The organism is Microbacterium sp. KRD172 (assembly GCF_017168295.1).
Lineage (GTDB): Bacteria > Actinomycetota > Actinomycetes > Actinomycetales > Microbacteriaceae > Microbacterium > Microbacterium profundi.
Window position 1 is genome coordinate 1,402,260 of the sequence record NZ_JABFAS010000002.1, and the last position, 16,310, is coordinate 1,418,569.

Here is a 16,310-nt window from a genome sequence, read left to right on the forward strand (position 1 = left end):
GCCCCACTGCAGGGCGGCACTTCCGCACCGCGTGCTTGCGCGACCGCATGGCGACCCCGATGTCCGAGGCTCCGCATACGCTTGAGGGATGCAACCCACGCGAAGCGTCCGTCCGTTCGAGGTGATCAGCGAGTACGAGCCGGCCGGTGACCAGCCGCAGGCGATCGCCGACCTCGCCTCGCGCATCAACGCCGGCGAGACCGACGTCGTGCTGCTCGGCGCCACCGGTACCGGAAAGTCCGCCACGACTGCGTGGCTGGTCGAGCAGGTTCAGCGACCCACGCTGGTGCTCGCGCACAACAAGACCCTCGCGGCGCAGCTGGCGAACGAGTTCAGAGAGCTCATGCCGAACAACGCGGTGGAGTACTTCGTCTCGTATTACGACTACTACCAGCCAGAGGCCTATGTGCCGCAGACCGACACCTTCATCGAGAAGGACTCCTCGGTCAACGCCGAGGTCGAACGGCTGCGTCACTCCACGACCAATTCGCTCCTGTCGCGACGCGACGTGATCGTGGTGTCGACCGTCTCATGCATCTACGGCCTCGGCGCTCCCGAGGAGTACCTGCGTGCGATGGTGGCGCTGCAGGTGGGGGAGCGGTACGACCGCGACGCCCTCATCCGCCAGTTCATCGCCATGCAGTACAACCGCAACGACGTCGACTTCTCGCGCGGGAACTTCCGGGTGCGCGGCGACACCATCGAGATCATCCCGGTCTACGAAGAGCACGCGATCCGCATCGAGCTGTTCGGCGACGAGATCGAGGCGCTCTACACACTGCATCCGCTCACCGGTGAGGTCATCGAGAAGCTCGACGCCGTGCCGATCTTCCCCGCGTCGCACTACGTCGCAGGCACCGATGTCGTGCAGCGGGCGATCGGCACGATCGAAGACGAGCTGGCAGAGCGGCTGAAGGAGTTCGAGCGCCAGGGCAAGCTGCTCGAGGCGCAGCGGCTGCGCATGCGCACCACGTTCGACCTCGAGATGCTGCAGCAGCTCGGCTTCTGTTCCGGGATCGAGAACTACTCACGCCACATGGACGGCCGCGCTCCTGGCGAGCCGCCCCACACGCTGCTCGACTTCTTCCCCGACGACTTCCTGATGGTGATCGACGAGTCGCACGTCACTGTGCCGCAGATCGGCGCCATGTACGAGGGCGATGCGTCGCGCAAGCGCACCCTGGTCGATCACGGCTTCCGCCTGCCCAGTGCGATGGACAACCGGCCGCTGCGATTCGACGAGTTCAAGAACCGCATCGGTCAGACCGTGTATCTCTCTGCCACCCCAGGCAAGTACGAGATGGGCATCGCCGATGGCGTGGTCGAGCAGATCATCCGTCCGACCGGTCTCGTCGACCCCGAGATCATCGTCAAGCCGTCCAAGGGTCAGATCGACGACCTGCTGGAAGAGATCCGCCTGCGTGCCGGGCGGGATGAGCGTGTGCTCGTCACCACTTTGACGAAGAAGATGGCGGAAGAGCTCACCGACTTCCTCGGCGAGCACGGGGTGCGGGTGCGATACCTGCACTCCGACGTCGACACGCTGCGAAGGGTCGAGCTGCTCAGCGAACTCCGCTCCGGCGTCTACGACGTGCTGGTCGGCATCAACCTGCTGCGCGAGGGCCTCGACCTTCCGGAGGTGTCGCTGGTCGCGATCCTGGATGCCGACAAGGAGGGCTTCCTGCGCTCGGGGACATCGCTCATCCAGACGATCGGCCGTGCTGCACGAAACGTCTCCGGCCAGGTGCACATGTATGCCGACAGGATGACCGACTCCATGGCGAGGGCGATCGAGGAGACGGATCGTCGTCGTGAGAAGCAGGTCGCGTACAACAAGGAACGCGGCATCGACCCGCAGCCGTTGCGCAAGCGGATCGCCGACATCACCGACGTTCTCGCGCGCGAGGCATCCGACACCGAAGACCTGCTGCGAAGCAAGAACAGGACGAAGTCCGGGCGCGGCAAGAGCCCGACGCCCCAGTTGCGCCGTGAGGGCATCGCGGCCGAGGGTGCCGAGCAGCTGGAGGACATGATCAAGGATCTGTCCGATCAGATGCTCGCCGCGGCGGCAGAGCTCAAGTTCGAGCTCGCTGGTCGTCTTCGCGACGAAGTGCAGGATCTCAAGAAGGAACTGCGCGCGATGGAGCGCGCAGGGCATGCGTAGGGGCGGTGCGGTCGAGTATGGATGCTGCCGCCACTGAGCTCGCCGATCGGGTCAGGGCACTGCTGATGTCCGAGCCAGGGCTCGAAGAGAAGCGGATGTTCGGCACGCGTGCGTTCCTGCTGCACGGCCGTATCCTCGTCGGCACGCGCAATGAGGGTGTGCTCCTCGTGCGTGTCACCGAAGAGAGGGGCGCTGCGCTGCTGACCGAGCCGGGCGTCTCAGTCGCCGTGATGGGTGCGAAGACGATGGGGCCGAGCTGGTTGGACGTCGCACCGACGGCGATCGACGACGACGACGCGCTGATGTCATGGATCGACGCGGCGCGGGAGAGCGCCGGCGCTTAGCGACGAGCGACGCGTGCGCAGAAGGCGCCTGTCAGGGGCAGTGCATCAGCGGCTTGGGTCCGGTGCGGTCGATCTCGTGCTCCGTCATGGGATGTCCGCACAGCGGACATGCACGCTCGGCGCGCTGCGCAGCCGACGGAGGGGGAGTGGATTCGTACGGCCCGACCGCGGCCGGACCGGCGAGGCGGATCAGGTTCGTGTTGAACCAGCGATACAGCCCTCCGGCCTCACGGATGCGAGTGCGGAGCGGGATCCGGTCTGAACTGTTCGCCATATCACTTAGTGTACTAATGATTAGGCCACACGTATAATCAACGTCGTGACGGATTCCGACGACCTCCTCAAACTCGAGAACCAGCTGTGCTTCGCACTCGTGACCGCGGCGCGCAACGTCGTGGCGATCTACCGCCCGATCCTCGAGCCGCTCGGGCTCACGCATCCGCAGTACCTCGTGATGCTCGCGCTCTGGGAGCGTTCACCGCGCACGCTCAACGATCTCGCCGCGGATCTCGCGCTGGATCCGGCGACGGCATCGCCGCTGGTCAAGCGTCTCGAGAAGGAAGGGCTGATCGCGCGTGAGCGCAGCAGTGAGGACGAGCGACGTCTCGACATCCGACTCACCCCGATCGGGCAGCAGCTGCGGCAGCGGGCACTCGACGTTCCGCGACAGGTGATGGCAGCTGTGCACATGGACATCGAGCAGGTAGCCACCCTGCGCGACGGGTTGTCCCCATTCGCGGGTCGCAGTCCGGTCGAGAGTGTACGTACGTCCTAGCCGCTGAGGGAGAGCCGGGATGCTTCCTGAGGACGGATACAGAGCCGATGTCTGTGGCCCCTCGTAGACTTGTGCGGTGCCCATTGTCCCCGTTGCCACCCCCAGCAAACTCAGTGTCCGCGGCGCCCGCGTACACAACCTCAAGAACGTCGACATCGACATCCCTCGCGACTCGATGGTCGTGTTCACCGGCCTGTCCGGGTCCGGAAAGTCGAGCCTCGCATTCGACACGATCTTCGCCGAAGGGCAGCGTCGCTACGTCGAATCGCTGAGCGCGTACGCGCGGCAGTTCCTCGGTCAGGTGGATCGTCCTGATGTCGACTTCATCGAGGGGCTGAGCCCTGCGGTCTCGATCGACCAGAAGTCGACCAACCGCAACCCGCGGTCGACCGTCGGCACGATCACCGAGATCTACGACTACATGCGTCTGCTGTGGGCGCGCATCGGCATTCCGCACTGTCCCGAGTGCGGTGAGAAGATCCAGCGGCAGACGGTGCAGCAGATCGCCGATCAGCTCATGGAGCTGCCAGAGCGCACCCGCTACCAGATCGTCGCTCCGATCGTCTCCCAGAAGAAGGGCGAGTTCGTCGATCTGTTCCGCGAACTCGGCGCCAAGGGGTACTCGCGCGCCATCGTCGACGGAGACCTCATCCAGTTGGCCGAGCCGCCGACTCTCAAGAAGAGCTACAAGCACGACATCGCGGTCGTGGTCGACCGGCTCGTCGCGTCCGACGACATCCTCGGTCGCGTCACCGACTCCGTCGAGACCGCGCTCGGGCTCGCCGGCGGCGTCGTACAGGTCAACTTCGTGGACGAAGACGGCGACGACGCGTGGCAGTCGTACTCCGAAAAGCTGGCCTGCCCCAACGGGCATCCGATCACGCTGACCGAGATCGAACCCCGTACCTTCTCGTTCAACGCGCCGTTCGGCGCATGCCCGACGTGTTCGGGCCTCGGCACGCGCATGTCGGTCGACGTGGATCTGATGCTCGACGATGAGGAGCTCTCGATCCGCGAGGGCGCCATCATCCCGTGGACCACGCAGGGCAAGGGGCTCTTCCAGTACTACGAGCGGCTGCTCGAAGGTCTGGCGCGCGACCTGAAGTTCGACCTCGACACCCCGTGGAAAGATCTGCGCGTCGATGTGCAGGACGCCATTCTGCGCGGCGACAACTACAAGGTCACCGTCAAGTGGAAGAACCGCTACGGCCGTGAGATGCGCTACGCATCCGGCTTCGAGGGTGTCGTGCCCTACATCGAGCGCCAGTACGCCCAGGCTGAGAGCGACAACCAGCGCGCGCGCTGGGCGGAGTACCTCCGCGAGGTCCCGTGCCCCGCGTGCGACGGAAACCGCCTCAAGCCCGAGGTGCTCGCCGTCAAGGTGCACGGTCACTCGATCGCCGAGGTCTCCCACCTGAGCCTCGCCGACGCCCGCGGCTTCATGGAGACGCTCACGCTCACCGAGCGCGAGGCGAAGATCGCGGCGCAGGTGCTGCGCGAGATCCGGCTGCGGCTCGACTTCCTGCTGCAGGTGGGACTCGCCTACCTGAACCTCAGCCGTGCGGCCGGCTCGCTGTCCGGCGGCGAGGCTCAGCGCATCCGGCTCGCGACCCAGATCGGTTCCGGGCTCACCGGCGTGCTCTACGTGCTCGACGAGCCGTCGATCGGGCTGCATCAGAGAGACAACCGTCGTCTGATCGAGACGCTGCAGACTCTGCGCGACCTCGGCAACACTCTGATCGTCGTCGAGCACGATGAGGAGACGATCGAGGCCGCCGACTGGGTCGTCGACATCGGACCCGGTGCCGGCGTCAACGGCGGTGCCGTCGTGCACTCCGGGCCTTACTCTGCGCTCCTCACGGAGACCGAGTCGATGACCGCCGACTATCTGGCCGGCCGTCGCGAGATCCCGACGCCGAAGAAGCGCCGCAAGATCGACAAGAAGCGGATGCTGAGCGTCGTCGGCGCCCGCGCGAACAACCTGCGCAACGTCACGGCGGAGTTCCCGCTCGGTGTACTCACCGCCGTCACCGGCGTGAGCGGCTCGGGCAAGTCGTCGCTGGTCAACGACATCCTCTACCGGGTGCTCGCATCCAAGCTCAACGGTGCACGCACACTCGCGGGCAAGCACACCCGCGTCACCGGACTCGACAACCTCGACAAGGTGGTGCACGTCGATCAGGCGCCGATCGGCCGCACTCCACGATCGAATCCTGCGACCTACACCGGCGTGTTCGATCGCATCCGCACGCTGTTCAGTGAGACGCCAGAGGCGAAGGTGCGCGGCTACCAGCCGGGCCGATTCAGCTTCAACGTCAAGGGCGGCCGCTGCGACGCATGCTCGGGCGACGGCACGATCAAGATCGAGATGAACTTCCTGCCCGACGTGTACGTCGACTGCGAGGTCTGCCACGGCAAGCGGTACAACCGCGACACGCTCGCGGTGCACTACAAGGGCAAGAACATCGCCGAGGTGCTCGAGATGCCGATCGTGGAGGCCGCCGAGTTCTTCGAGCCGATCCAGGCGATCCACCGGTACATGAAGACGCTCGTCGACGTCGGCCTCGGCTACGTGCGACTCGGCCAGTCGGCCACGACGCTGTCCGGTGGCGAGGCGCAGCGCGTCAAGCTCGCGACAGAGCTCCAGCGCCGCAGCAACGGCCGCAGCATCTACGTGCTCGACGAGCCGACCACCGGTCTGCACTTCGAAGACGTCCGCAAGCTCCTCGAGGTGCTGAACGGGCTGGTCGACAAGGGCAACACGGTGATCGTGATCGAGCACAACCTCGACGTCATCAAGTCGGCTGACTGGGTGATCGACCTGGGTCCAGAGGGCGGCTCCGGCGGCGGCGAGATCCTCGCCACGGGCACGCCCGAGCAGATCGCGCGCGTGGAGGAGAGCCACACCGGCATGTTCCTCGGTGAGATCCTCGGCGCAGGACGCGGGGCGCGGAAGGCCGGCTGATGGCCGACGTCCTCCCGTACAAGCCCTCGCAGGGCGAGATCCCGACCGATCCCGGTGTGTACCGCTTCCGGGATGCCGAGGGGCGCGTGCTGTACGTCGGCAAGGCGAAGAACCTGCGCCAGCGGCTCTCGAACTACTTCGCGCCGCTGCGCACCCTTCACGAGCGCACGAGGCGGATGGTCACAACTGCCGCGTCCGTGGAATGGACGGTCGTGCCGACCGACGTCGATTCGCTGCAGCTGGAGTACATGTGGATCAAGGAATACGATCCGCCGTTCAACGTGCGCTACAAGGACGACAAGTCGTACCCGTTCATGGCGGTCACGCTGGGAGATGAGGCGCCGCGTGTGCTCGTCACCCGCAACCGCAAGATCCCGCGGGCACGGTACTTCGGTCCGTACCCGAAGGTGTGGGCGGTGCACGAGACCATCGACCTGATGATCAAGGCGTTCCCGATCCGCACCTGCAGCGATGCGAGCTACAAGCGTGCGATGGCAACGGGACGGCCGTGCTTCCCCGGCCAGATCGGCAAGTGCGGCGGCCCGTGCTCGATGAAGGTCACGATCGAGGAGCATCGGGCGATGGTCGACGACTTCGTCGCGTTCATGGCCGGGGGCGACGAGCGCTTCACGAAGGAACTCAGCAAGCGGATGCTGTCGGCATCCGCAGCCATGGACTACGAGGCCGCTGCGAAGTACCGCGACCAGCTCGCCTCGATCGAGGCCGTGCTCGGCAAGAGCTCGCTGGTACTGCCGTCTGACGAGGATGCCGACCTCTTCGGCATCGCGGAGGACGAGCTCGCGGCAGCCGTGCAGCACTTCGTGATCCGCGGAGGGCGCGTGCGCGGCGTGCGCGCCACGATGATCGAGAAGGAGATCGACATCTCCGGAGCCGATCTCGTCGAGCAGGTGCTGCAACGCACGTACGGTGAGGGCGTGGATGTGCCCCGTCGCATCCTTGTTCCCTCGCTGCCCGACGATGCCGCAGAACTCGAGGTGTGGCTGCGCGAGCGCCGCGGACGCAAGGTCGAGATCGCGGTCGCCCAGCGCGGTCAGCGCGTGGAGCTCATGCGCAACGCGACGCTCAACGCGACGCAGGCGCTCATCCGTCACAAGACCCGTCGCACGAGCGATTACGTCGCACGCACGCAGGCGCTCACCGATCTGCAGGAGGCGCTCGATCTCGAGACGGCCCCGTTGCGCATCGAGTGCTTCGACATCTCGCATCTCGGCGGCACGAACGTGGTCGCGTCGATGGTGGTGTTCGAAGACGGACTGCCGCGCAAAGACCAGTACCGCTCGTTCAACATCGCCGAGACCACCGACGACACCGACTCGATGTACCAGGTGCTCATGCGGCGACTGGCATACCTCGACAGGCCGGAGGAGGACCCGGTCGCGGAACTTCCCGCCGACCCGCTCTCCGACGGCGAAGAGGTCGTGGCCGTGCCCAGGAGGAAGCCCCGGTTCTCGTACCCGCCGCAGCTTCTGCTCGTCGACGGCGGCAAGCCGCAGGTCGAGGCGGCGGCACGCGCCCTGCGCGATGCCGGCCACACCGAGATCGGGCTGTGCGGAATCGCGAAGCGGCTGGAGGAGGTGTGGCTGCCCGGCGAGGACTTCCCGGTCATCCTGCCGCGCACCAGCGAGGCGCTCTATCTTCTGCAGCGTCTTCGTGACGAGGCGCACCGCTTCGCCATCATCCATCAGCGCAAGCGCCGCAGACGCGACATCGCCACGGTGCTGGAAGAGGTGCCCGGACTCGGTGCGTCGCGCATCAAGGTGCTGTTGAAGCACTTCGGGTCGGTGACCGCGCTGCGCGGCGCGAGCTCGGAGGAGATCCAGCAGGTGCAGGGGATCGGACCGGCACTCGCCCAGAGCATCCACACGCACCTCGCGACTCGATAGGCTGGTCTTCACAGCGGGAGCTGATCTACACATGGAGAGGAACCGTCGATGACCGTCGAGGAGAAGAACGAGTTCCTCATCGTCACCGGCATGTCCGGTGCGGGGCGCTCCACCGTGGCGAACGCCCTTGAAGACCTCGGCTGGTACGTGGTGGACAACCTCCCACCGCAGATGCTGCGCCCATTGCTCGATCTCACCGATCTCGGTGGGGGAGCACTGCCCAAGGTCGCGGCGGTCGTCGATGTGCGAGGTCGCAATCTGTTCAACGACTTCCCCGAGGTGGCTCGTGCGCTGCGTTCGCGCGGTAGCGTGCGCGTGGTCTTCCTCGACGCATCCGATGACGTGCTCGTGCGGCGGTTCGAGTCGGTCAGGCGCCCGCATCCCCTGCAGGAGGACGGCACCCTGCTCGACGGCATCCGGCTTGAGCGTTCGCGCCTGACGCTGGTGCGCGAGGCGGCCGACATCGTCATCGACACGTCCGAGCTGAACATCCATCAGCTTGCGACGCAGGTGTTCGAGGCCTTCTCCGAGGAGGGGGCGGCGCGGCACCGGCTGACGATCCTGAGCTTCGGGTTCAAGTACGGGCTGCCGACGGACGTCGACCTCGTCGCTGACATGCGCTTCCTGCCCAACCCCTTCTGGATCGATGAACTGCGCGGGCTCACCGGTCAGGATGCTCCGGTGCGCGACTATGTGCTCTCACGCGAAGGCGCGACGGAGTTCCTCGATGCTTACGCCACGGCGCTGGTTCCAGTGCTGGAGGGGTATCAGCGCGAGAACAAGGGGCATTCGACCGTCGCGGTCGGCTGCACAGGTGGCAAGCATCGGTCGGTGGCGACGGCGGAGGAACTCGCTAAGCGCCTCGCCTCGATCCCAGGTGTCGCGGTCAATGTCCGTCACCGAGACCTCGGCCGCGAATAGAACGGCGCGGCGCCCGGTAAACTGTTCCTTTGCGTCGCGATCCGGCGCATGACGCTTTACAAGGAGTCCCGTGGCACTAACCACCGACGTCAAGGCTGAACTCGTCAGCATCCGTAACGCACCCCCGACGGTTCGCGTCGCGGAAGTCACCGCGATCCTCCGGTTCGCCGGCGGGCTCCACTCGATCGCCGGTCGTGTCGCCGTCGAGGCCGAGGTCGACGCTGATCTGCTGGCCCGCCGCGTCGCCCGCGATCTCGCCGAGATCTACGGGGTTCGTCCTGAGATCGCCCAGGTGCAGTCCGCGAGCTCGCACGATGGCGCGCGCTACGCGGTCCGTGTGATCGCGGCAGGCGAGACGCTCGCACGCCAGACCGGTCTGCTCGACCAGCGCCGCCGACCTGTGCGCGGGCTCCCCAACAGACTCACCACCGGATCCCGCGAAGAGATCGCGGGTCTGTGGCGCGGTGCGTTCCTCGCAGCCGGTTCTCTTTCGGAGCCCGGCCGCTCGGCGATGCTCGAGGTCTCGTGCCCGACCTCCGAGGCCGCGATGGCGCTCGTCGGTGCAGCGCACCGGCTCGGCGTCGCAGCCAAGGCGCGCGAGGTGCGCGGTCTGCCGCGCGTCGTCGTGCGAGAGGGCGAAGCGATCCGCTCGATCCTCAGCCAGATGGGTGCCCAGAAGACCGCGGCCGCATGGGAGGAGATGCGCCAGCGCCGTGAGATGCGCGCCGGAGTCAACCGACTCGTGAACTTCGACGACGCGAACCTGCGTCGCTCGGCGCAGGCTGCCGTCGCTGCGTGCGCACGTGTCGAGCGTGCTCTCGAGATCCTCGCGGAGGATGTGCCCGACCACCTGCGCGTGGCGGGCGAGCTGCGTCTCGCGCACCGCGACGCCAGCCTTGACGAACTCGGTCACCACGCGGATCCGCCGCTCACGAAGGATGCTGTCGCAGGACGCATCCGCCGCCTTCTGGCGATGGCCGACAAGCGTGCGCAGCAGGAGGGCATCCCCAGCACGGAGGACGCCGTACCCGCAGGGCTCGACGCCTGAACAGACATCGTCTTTTCTCGTCATCCGAGGAAGGATCCGCACCGCTGTGCCGTTGACGTCAGTAGGATGAAAACGTCTGCTCCGCACCGCACACGGGTGGTGCGGGGGACCGACAAGCGCCGCGGCGCGGCGCGGATTGGATGAAAGCGACATGGCGATCTACACGCTCCCCGACCTTCCCTACGACTTTGCAGCTCTTGAGCCGCACATCAGCGGAAAGATCATGGAACTGCACCATGACAAGCATCACCAGGCGTACGTCACGGGTGCGAACGCGGCACTCGACGGACTCGCTGAGGCCCGCGACAGCGGCAACCTCGCGAACGTGAACAAGCTCGAGAAGGACCTCGCGTTCAACCTCGGCGGTCACGTGAACCACTCGATCTTCTGGACCAACCTCTCCCCGAACGGCGGAGGCGAGCCGGAAGGCGAGCTGAAGGCCGCCATCGACGAGTTCTTCGGCTCCTTCGAGAAGTTCCAGGCGCACTTCACCGCCACCGCCATGGGTATTCAGGGCTCTGGCTGGTCAGTGCTCAGCTGGGACTCGATCGGACAGCGTCTGATCATCCAGCAGCTGTTCGATCAGCAGTCCAACTCGGCACAGGGCACGATTCCGCTGTTCCAGCTCGACATGTGGGAGCACGCCTTCTACCTCGACTACCTCAACGTGAAGGCCGACTACGTCAAGGCCGCGTGGAACATCGCGAACTGGGAGAACGTGGCCCAGCGCCTCGACGCCGCCCGTAAGCAGACGAACGGCCTGCTGGTACTGTCGTAATCAAGACGGGCGTCCCGACGGACAACAGCCCGTCGGGACGCCGTCGTCCACGAATTCTCTAATGAAAACGCGCGAGAGCGCACGAGAAACAGGAGACCTGAGTGTCTGTAAAGATCGGCATCAACGGCTTCGGCCGTATCGGACGCAACTACTTCCGCGCAGCTCTTGCGCAGGGAGCAGACCTTGAGATCGTCGCGGTCAATGACCTCACCGACAACAAGTCGCTTGCGCACCTGCTGAAGTACGACTCGGTGGGCGGCGTCCTGGATGCCGACATCAGCTTCGACGACGACAGCATCACGGTCAACGGCAAGCAGATCAAGGCGTTCGCCGAGCGCGACCCTGCCAACCTCCCCTGGGGCGAGCTGGGTGTCGACATCGTCATCGAGTCGACCGGCTTCTTCACCAAGGCCGAACTCGCCAAGAAGCACATCGATGCAGGCGCGAAGAAGGTCCTCATCTCGGCTCCGGCCACCGGTGCTGACGGCACGTTCGTCATGGGCGTGAACGAGGAGACGTACGACGCGGCCAACCACCACATCATCTCCAACGCCTCATGCACGACGAACGCGCTCGCCCCGCTCGCCAAGGTGTTCAACGACGCCTTCGGCATCGAGCGCGGCTTCATGATGACCGCGCACGCCTACACTGCCGACCAGAACCTTCAGGACGGCCCGCACGGCGACCTGCACCGCGCACGCGCTGCGGCGATCAACATCGTCCCCGCGTCCACCGGTGCGGCGAAGGCCATCGGCCTGGTCCTCCCGGAGCTGGAGGGCAAGCTGAGCGGCTCCTCCTACCGCGTTCCGGTTCCCACCGGCTCGATCGTCGACCTGACGCTCGTCACCGAGCGCACCGACATCACTGTCGATGAGATCAACGAGGCCTACCGCAAGGCGGCAGCCGACGGAAGCCTCGCCGGCTATCTGCAGTTCAACGCGGACCCGATCGTCTCCAGCGACATCCAGCACAACGCGCACTCGTCGGTCTTCGACTCGACGCTGACCAACGTCAGCGGCAACCTCGTGAAGGTCTCCAGCTGGTATGACAACGAGTGGGGCTACTCGAACCGCCTCGTCGACCTCACCGAGTACGTCGCAGAGCGTATCTGAGCTCGTCATGACTCTGCGCACCCTGGAATCGCTGGGTTCGCTCGAAGGCAAGCGCGTCATCGTCCGTTGTGACCTGAACGTCCCCCTGAAGGACGGCGTCATAACGGACGATGGGCGTGTGCGCGCTTCGCTGCCGACTCTGAATGCACTGATCAACGCCGGCGCACGTGTCATCGTGTGCTCGCACCTCGGCCGCCCCGACGGGGCACCCGACCCGCAGTACAGCCTCGCGCCCGTCGCACAGCGACTGTCTGAACTGCTCGGCAAGCCGGTCGCGTTCGCTCGCGACACCGTCGGCGAGTCGGCGAAGGAAGCAGTGGCGTCTCTCGAAGACGGCGGCGTCGTCGTGCTCGAGAACCTGCGTTTCAACGCGGGGGAGACCGCGAAGGATGACGCGGAGCGCAAGTCGTTCGCATCGGAACTCGCAGAGCTTGGCGATGCCCTGGTCTCCGACGGATTCGGCGTCGTGCACCGCAAGCAGGCGAGCGTGTACGAGCTCGCCGAGCTGCTGCCGTCCGCGGCAGGGCTGCTGATCGCGACCGAGCTCGACGTGCTCGACCGTCTCACCGAGAACCCCGAGCGGCCGTACACGGTCGTCCTCGGCGGTTCGAAGGTCAGCGACAAGCTCGGTGTGATCTCGCACCTTCTTCCGCGCGTGGATCGCATCCTCGTCGGCGGAGGGATGCTGTTCACCTTCCTGAAGGCGCAGGGGCACGCAGTCGGTGCCAGCCTGCTCGAGGAGGACCAGCTCGACACCGTGCGCGGTTACATCACCGAGGCCGCTGAGCGCGGCGTCGAGATAGTTCTGCCCTCCGACGTCGTCGTGGCGGAGTCGTTCTCGGCGGATGCTGCGCACGAGGTGACGGAGGCGGATGCCATCGAGCAGACCGCGTTCGGAGCATCCGGCATCGGACTCGACATCGGGCCGGCGACCGCGAAGGCGTTCGCCGACGCGATCCGCGATTCGAAGACCGTGTTCTGGAACGGCCCGATGGGCGTGTTCGAGTTCCCGGCGTTCGCCGCAGGAACCAAGGCCGTCGCGCAGGCGCTCTCCGAGGTCGACGGCCTCGGAGTCGTCGGTGGCGGTGACTCAGCGGCCGCCGTGCGTCAGCTCGGCTTCGCTGATGACCAGTTCGGTCACATCTCGACGGGCGGAGGCGCAAGCCTCGAGTTCCTCGAGGGCAAGAAGCTACCCGGCCTGGAGGTGCTCGGATGGGCATAACCCGTACCCCGCTGATCGCGGGCAACTGGAAGATGAATCTCGACCACCTGCAGGCGGTCGCATTCGTGCAGAAGCTGCATTGGGCGCTCAAGGACGCCAAGCACGAGGACGGCTCTGTCGAGGTGGCGGTCTTCCCGCCGTTCACCGACATCCGCAGCGTGCAGACGCTGATCGACGCGGACAAGATCCCCTTCGCTCTCGGTGCGCAGGATGTCTCGGCGCACGATTCCGGTGCATACACCGGTGAGGTCTCGGGTGCGTTCCTCGCGAAGCTCGACGCCAAATACGTCATCATCGGCCACTCCGAGCGCCGTGAGTACCACGCAGAGTCGGACGACGTCGTGGCAGGCAAGGTGCAGGCGGCGCTCAAGCACGGCCTCGTACCGGTGATCTGCGTCGGCGAGACCGCAGAGGACCTGGAGAAGTTCGGCGCGAGCGCCGTGCCCGCTGGCCAGTTGGAGGCAGCGTTGAAGGGCGTTCCGGCATCCGCTGACATCGTCGTCGCCTATGAGCCCGTGTGGGCGATCGGTTCAGGCCAGGCGGCGACCCCGCAGCAGGCGCAGGATGTCTGCGCCGCGCTGCGCGGAGTCCTCGCGAAGTCGCTCGATGAGGACGCCGCTGCGCGCACCCGCATCCTCTACGGCGGATCGGTGAAGGCGGCGAACATCGCCAGCTTCATGCGTGAGCCCGACGTGGACGGCGCACTGGTCGGCGGGGCAAGTCTCGTCGTCGACGACTTCGCCGCGATCATCCGGTTCGAAAAGCACGTCGGAGTGTAAGTGGTGACGGGGCCGCGGCCCCGTCACTGCGTATACTTGACCCTTACGGGCAGACAACAGCCCCTTCGAAAGGCTCTTCTTCGTGGCAATTCTTGAGTTCGTCCTTCAGGTCCTGCTGGGCATCACCAGCGTCCTGCTGACACTCCTCATCCTTCTCCACAAGGGCCGCGGTGGCGGTCTGTCCGACATGTTCGGCGGTGGGATGACCTCTGCGGTCGGCTCGTCCGGTCTCGCGGAGCGAAACCTCAACCGTTTCACCATCGTCCTTGCGCTCGTGTGGTTCATCTCCATCGTCGCGCTCGGACTCATCACGAAGCTCGAGGTGATCTGACCATGGCCAGTGGAGGAAACGCGATCCGCGGAACCCGTGTGGGCTCAGGCCCCATGGGGGAGCAGGACCACGGCTACCACGCCGACCGTACCGCCGTGTCGTACTGGGATGCGCTCGGGAACGAGACGGTCCGCCACTTCGCTGCGGGGCTCCCTGAAGAGGAGATCCCCGAGACGATCGACCACCCGCAGTCCGGGCTTCCAGCCGGCCGCGACAAGGCGAACCCGCCGTCGCTGGCGAAGAACGAGCCGTACAAGACGCACCTCGCATATGTGAAGGAGCGTCGTACCGACGATGAGGCGACACAGCTTCTCGATGACGCTCTCACGCAGCTGCGTGAGCGTCGCGGGCAGGCGTGAACCAGCTTTTCCTCAACCCTTGACGAGACCGTCGCGACGCACCCGTCGCGGCGGTTTCGTCGTCCCGGCTGAATCAGCTCAGCGGCACCCGGTCGCCGTGTCGATCAGCGACTGCGGGGGAGGACCGTATGCGGAGGTGCCGTTGGCGACGTCGGTGTAGCCCATACTGATGGCCCAGGCGGTCGCCCACGCCTCGATGTTCGCCTGATCCGAGTCGTCGTACATTTCGTCGCACTTGACGCTGATCGCATGACCGACCTCGTGCGCGACGAGCGCTTCGCTGCGCGCACCTGGCCAGTACGCGGCGACCGAGTTCGACAGTTCGATCGTCGCGTAGCCAGGATCGGCATACCACCAGGTGGCGTAGCCGCCCATGCTGTCGGCGTAGCCGTAACCGTTCACGAGCTCGGACCAATCGAAGTCGAGCAGTACGCCTGGGGAGAGGGAACGTGCGAAGGCCTCGATCTGCAGGCGTGCTTCGTAGAGCGGTCCGCTCTTCTCAGCGAGCTCTGCCTGCTCAGATGTCAGCATCTGCGATGCGGCCGTCTCGAGATCGGTGTAGGCCGCAGCGGCGGTCTCATCGAAGGATCCCTTGCTCTGCTGCAGCCGCTCCGCCGCCGACCGCAGCGCGATGATGTCGAGGTTTCGGGCCGACACGTGTGCTGCCTCGAACCCCGAGGCAGCATCCGCGGCCGATGCGATCGCGGTGACACCTGCGTCTTCGAGCGTGCGTGCCGCTTCGTCGGCCGACTGGCTGGCGGTGTCAAAGTCATCGACGAGTTCGTCGGTCGCATCGCGGTCGGCGTTCAACTGAGTAGTCTCGCCGAAAAGTTCCCATGCCCAGGTCGGTTTCTCGTCGGCTGCTGGGAGTTGCTGCTCTCGGACCGCCGTTCCGTCCGCGACTGCTGTCTCCGCTTCGCCGACAGTTTTGATCAGCACTTCCTTCGAGGCGGCATCCATGAGGACGCTGGCGTCATGGCCCGCGATTCCGGATGCGACGGCGAGAGTGCCTTCGAGCGCAGCCAGTTCATCGTCGAGAAGGCGGACGCCGTCCTCGGCGTCATCGATCGCATCCTCGAAGCCGGTGAGGGCGTCGTCGTAACCGAGGTTCGCTCCGATCTGCACGGCAGCGCATCCGCCCGCCACCAACACGATGCCGAGAGCGCCCCAGATCACAGAGCTTCGCCTTCTGTGCGATCTCGGCGCGGGTGCCGGTACTGCAGCGACTGGTGCGCCGAAGGCTGTGCCGAGGGCGTGACCGCCTCGAGGAGGAACTGACGGTGCGGTCACGAATCCTCCTGAGGAGAAGTGGAGGGGCTGACGAGAATCGAACTCGCATCATCTGTTTGGAAGACAGAGGCTTTACCACTAAGCTACAGCCCCGGAATCCGACCCTCTGGAGGGCGCGGAAGCCGACCTGACAATCATAGCGGACGATGAGGCAGCTCCTGTCCGTTAGACTCGACGAGGCCGTTCCCGCGCGCGGGGTCACGGGGCGTAGCTCAGCTTGGTAGAGCGCCCGCTTTGGGAGCGGGAAGTCGCAGGTTCAAATCCTGTCGCCCCGACCACGGCCCTCCATACCTCACGACCGCATGATCACGCGGAAAT

15 protein-coding genes and 2 tRNA genes are annotated in these 16,310 nt (G+C 65.8%); 14 read left to right on the forward strand and 3 right to left on the reverse strand.

All coding sequences use genetic code 11. The features are described from left to right. The first annotated feature begins 88 nt into the window (after positions 1–88). Complete coding sequence (gene uvrB, locus J1M43_RS07100; protein ID WP_033107524.1) at positions 89–2,164, forward strand: excinuclease ABC subunit UvrB; 2,076 nt, start codon at positions 89–91, stop codon at positions 2,162–2,164. Positions 2,165–2,181: 17 nt separating this feature from the next. Next, a complete protein-coding gene (locus J1M43_RS07105) occupies positions 2,182–2,508 on the forward strand; it encodes a TfoX/Sxy family protein (RefSeq protein ID WP_033107525.1) in 327 nt (108 codons plus the stop codon). Positions 2,509–2,539: 31 nt separating this feature from the next. Here the strand turns inward: J1M43_RS07105 and J1M43_RS07110 are convergent, their stop codons facing one another. Beyond that, positions 2,540–2,782, reverse strand: coding sequence for a hypothetical protein (locus tag J1M43_RS07110; RefSeq protein ID WP_033107526.1), 243 nt, complete (start codon positions 2,780–2,782; stop codon positions 2,540–2,542). Between the two features lie 45 nt (positions 2,783–2,827). Here J1M43_RS07110 and J1M43_RS07115 point away from each other — a divergent pair, with 45 nt between their 5' ends. From J1M43_RS07115 to J1M43_RS07165, 11 genes are all read left to right on the forward strand, one after another. Continuing rightward, a complete protein-coding gene (locus J1M43_RS07115) occupies positions 2,828–3,283 on the forward strand; it encodes a MarR family winged helix-turn-helix transcriptional regulator (RefSeq protein WP_033107527.1) in 456 nt (151 codons plus the stop codon). Between the two features lie 76 nt (positions 3,284–3,359). Further along, complete coding sequence (gene uvrA, locus J1M43_RS07120; RefSeq protein WP_033107528.1) at positions 3,360–6,248, forward strand: excinuclease ABC subunit UvrA; 2,889 nt, start codon at positions 3,360–3,362, stop codon at positions 6,246–6,248. Continuing rightward, positions 6,248–8,152 carry an excinuclease ABC subunit UvrC gene (gene uvrC / locus J1M43_RS07125; RefSeq protein ID WP_033107529.1) on the forward strand — a complete coding sequence of 635 codons (1,905 nt, stop codon included), beginning with the start codon at positions 6,248–6,250 and terminating at the stop codon, positions 8,150–8,152. The genes uvrA and uvrC overlap by 1 nt, the downstream gene beginning before the upstream one ends. A gap of 48 nt (positions 8,153–8,200) precedes the next feature. Beyond that, complete coding sequence (gene rapZ, locus J1M43_RS07130) at positions 8,201–9,073, forward strand: RNase adapter RapZ (protein ID WP_033107530.1); 873 nt, start codon at positions 8,201–8,203, stop codon at positions 9,071–9,073. A gap of 70 nt (positions 9,074–9,143) precedes the next feature. Further along, positions 9,144–10,121: a DNA-binding protein WhiA gene (gene whiA, locus J1M43_RS07135; RefSeq protein WP_033107531.1), complete on the forward strand. Its 978-nt coding sequence runs from the start codon at positions 9,144–9,146 to the stop codon at positions 10,119–10,121. Positions 10,122–10,272: 151 nt separating this feature from the next. Continuing rightward, on the forward strand, positions 10,273–10,899 hold the full coding sequence (locus J1M43_RS07140; RefSeq protein ID WP_033107532.1) for a superoxide dismutase: 627 nt from the start codon (positions 10,273–10,275) through the stop codon (positions 10,897–10,899). A gap of 101 nt (positions 10,900–11,000) precedes the next feature. Next, entirely contained in the window at positions 11,001–12,011 is a 1,011-nt protein-coding gene (gene gap / locus J1M43_RS07145) for a type I glyceraldehyde-3-phosphate dehydrogenase (RefSeq protein ID WP_033107533.1), read from the forward strand. A 7-nt stretch (positions 12,012–12,018) separates the two neighbouring features. Continuing rightward, positions 12,019–13,233: a phosphoglycerate kinase gene (gene pgk / locus J1M43_RS07150; protein WP_033107534.1), complete on the forward strand. Its 1,215-nt coding sequence runs from the start codon at positions 12,019–12,021 to the stop codon at positions 13,231–13,233. Beyond that, on the forward strand, positions 13,224–14,012 hold the full coding sequence (gene tpiA / locus J1M43_RS07155) for a triose-phosphate isomerase (protein WP_033107535.1): 789 nt from the start codon (positions 13,224–13,226) through the stop codon (positions 14,010–14,012). The genes pgk and tpiA overlap by 10 nt, the downstream gene beginning before the upstream one ends. An 82-nt stretch (positions 14,013–14,094) precedes the next feature. Next, positions 14,095–14,343, forward strand: a complete 249-nt coding sequence (secG, locus tag J1M43_RS07160; RefSeq protein ID WP_033107536.1) for a preprotein translocase subunit SecG — start codon at positions 14,095–14,097, stop codon at positions 14,341–14,343. A gap of 2 nt (positions 14,344–14,345) precedes the next feature. After that, a complete protein-coding gene (locus tag J1M43_RS07165; RefSeq protein WP_033107537.1) occupies positions 14,346–14,702 on the forward strand; it encodes an RNA polymerase-binding protein RbpA in 357 nt (118 codons plus the stop codon). 78 nt (positions 14,703–14,780) lie between these two features. Here J1M43_RS07165 and J1M43_RS07170 read toward each other — a convergent pair whose 3' ends face one another. Both J1M43_RS07170 and J1M43_RS07175 read right to left on the reverse strand, forming a co-directional pair. Beyond that, positions 14,781–15,878 (reverse strand): hypothetical protein, encoded by a 1,098-nt coding sequence (locus J1M43_RS07170; protein ID WP_033107538.1) that lies wholly within the window; start codon positions 15,876–15,878, stop codon positions 14,781–14,783. A gap of 133 nt (positions 15,879–16,011) precedes the next feature. Next, positions 16,012–16,085: transfer RNA gene (locus J1M43_RS07175), tRNA-Gly, on the reverse strand. A gap of 108 nt (positions 16,086–16,193) precedes the next feature. On the opposite strand from J1M43_RS07175, the gene J1M43_RS07180 reads away from it, so the two are divergent. Beyond that, positions 16,194–16,270 (forward strand) — tRNA-Pro (locus tag J1M43_RS07180). Positions 16,271–16,310: the final 40 nt, after the last annotated feature.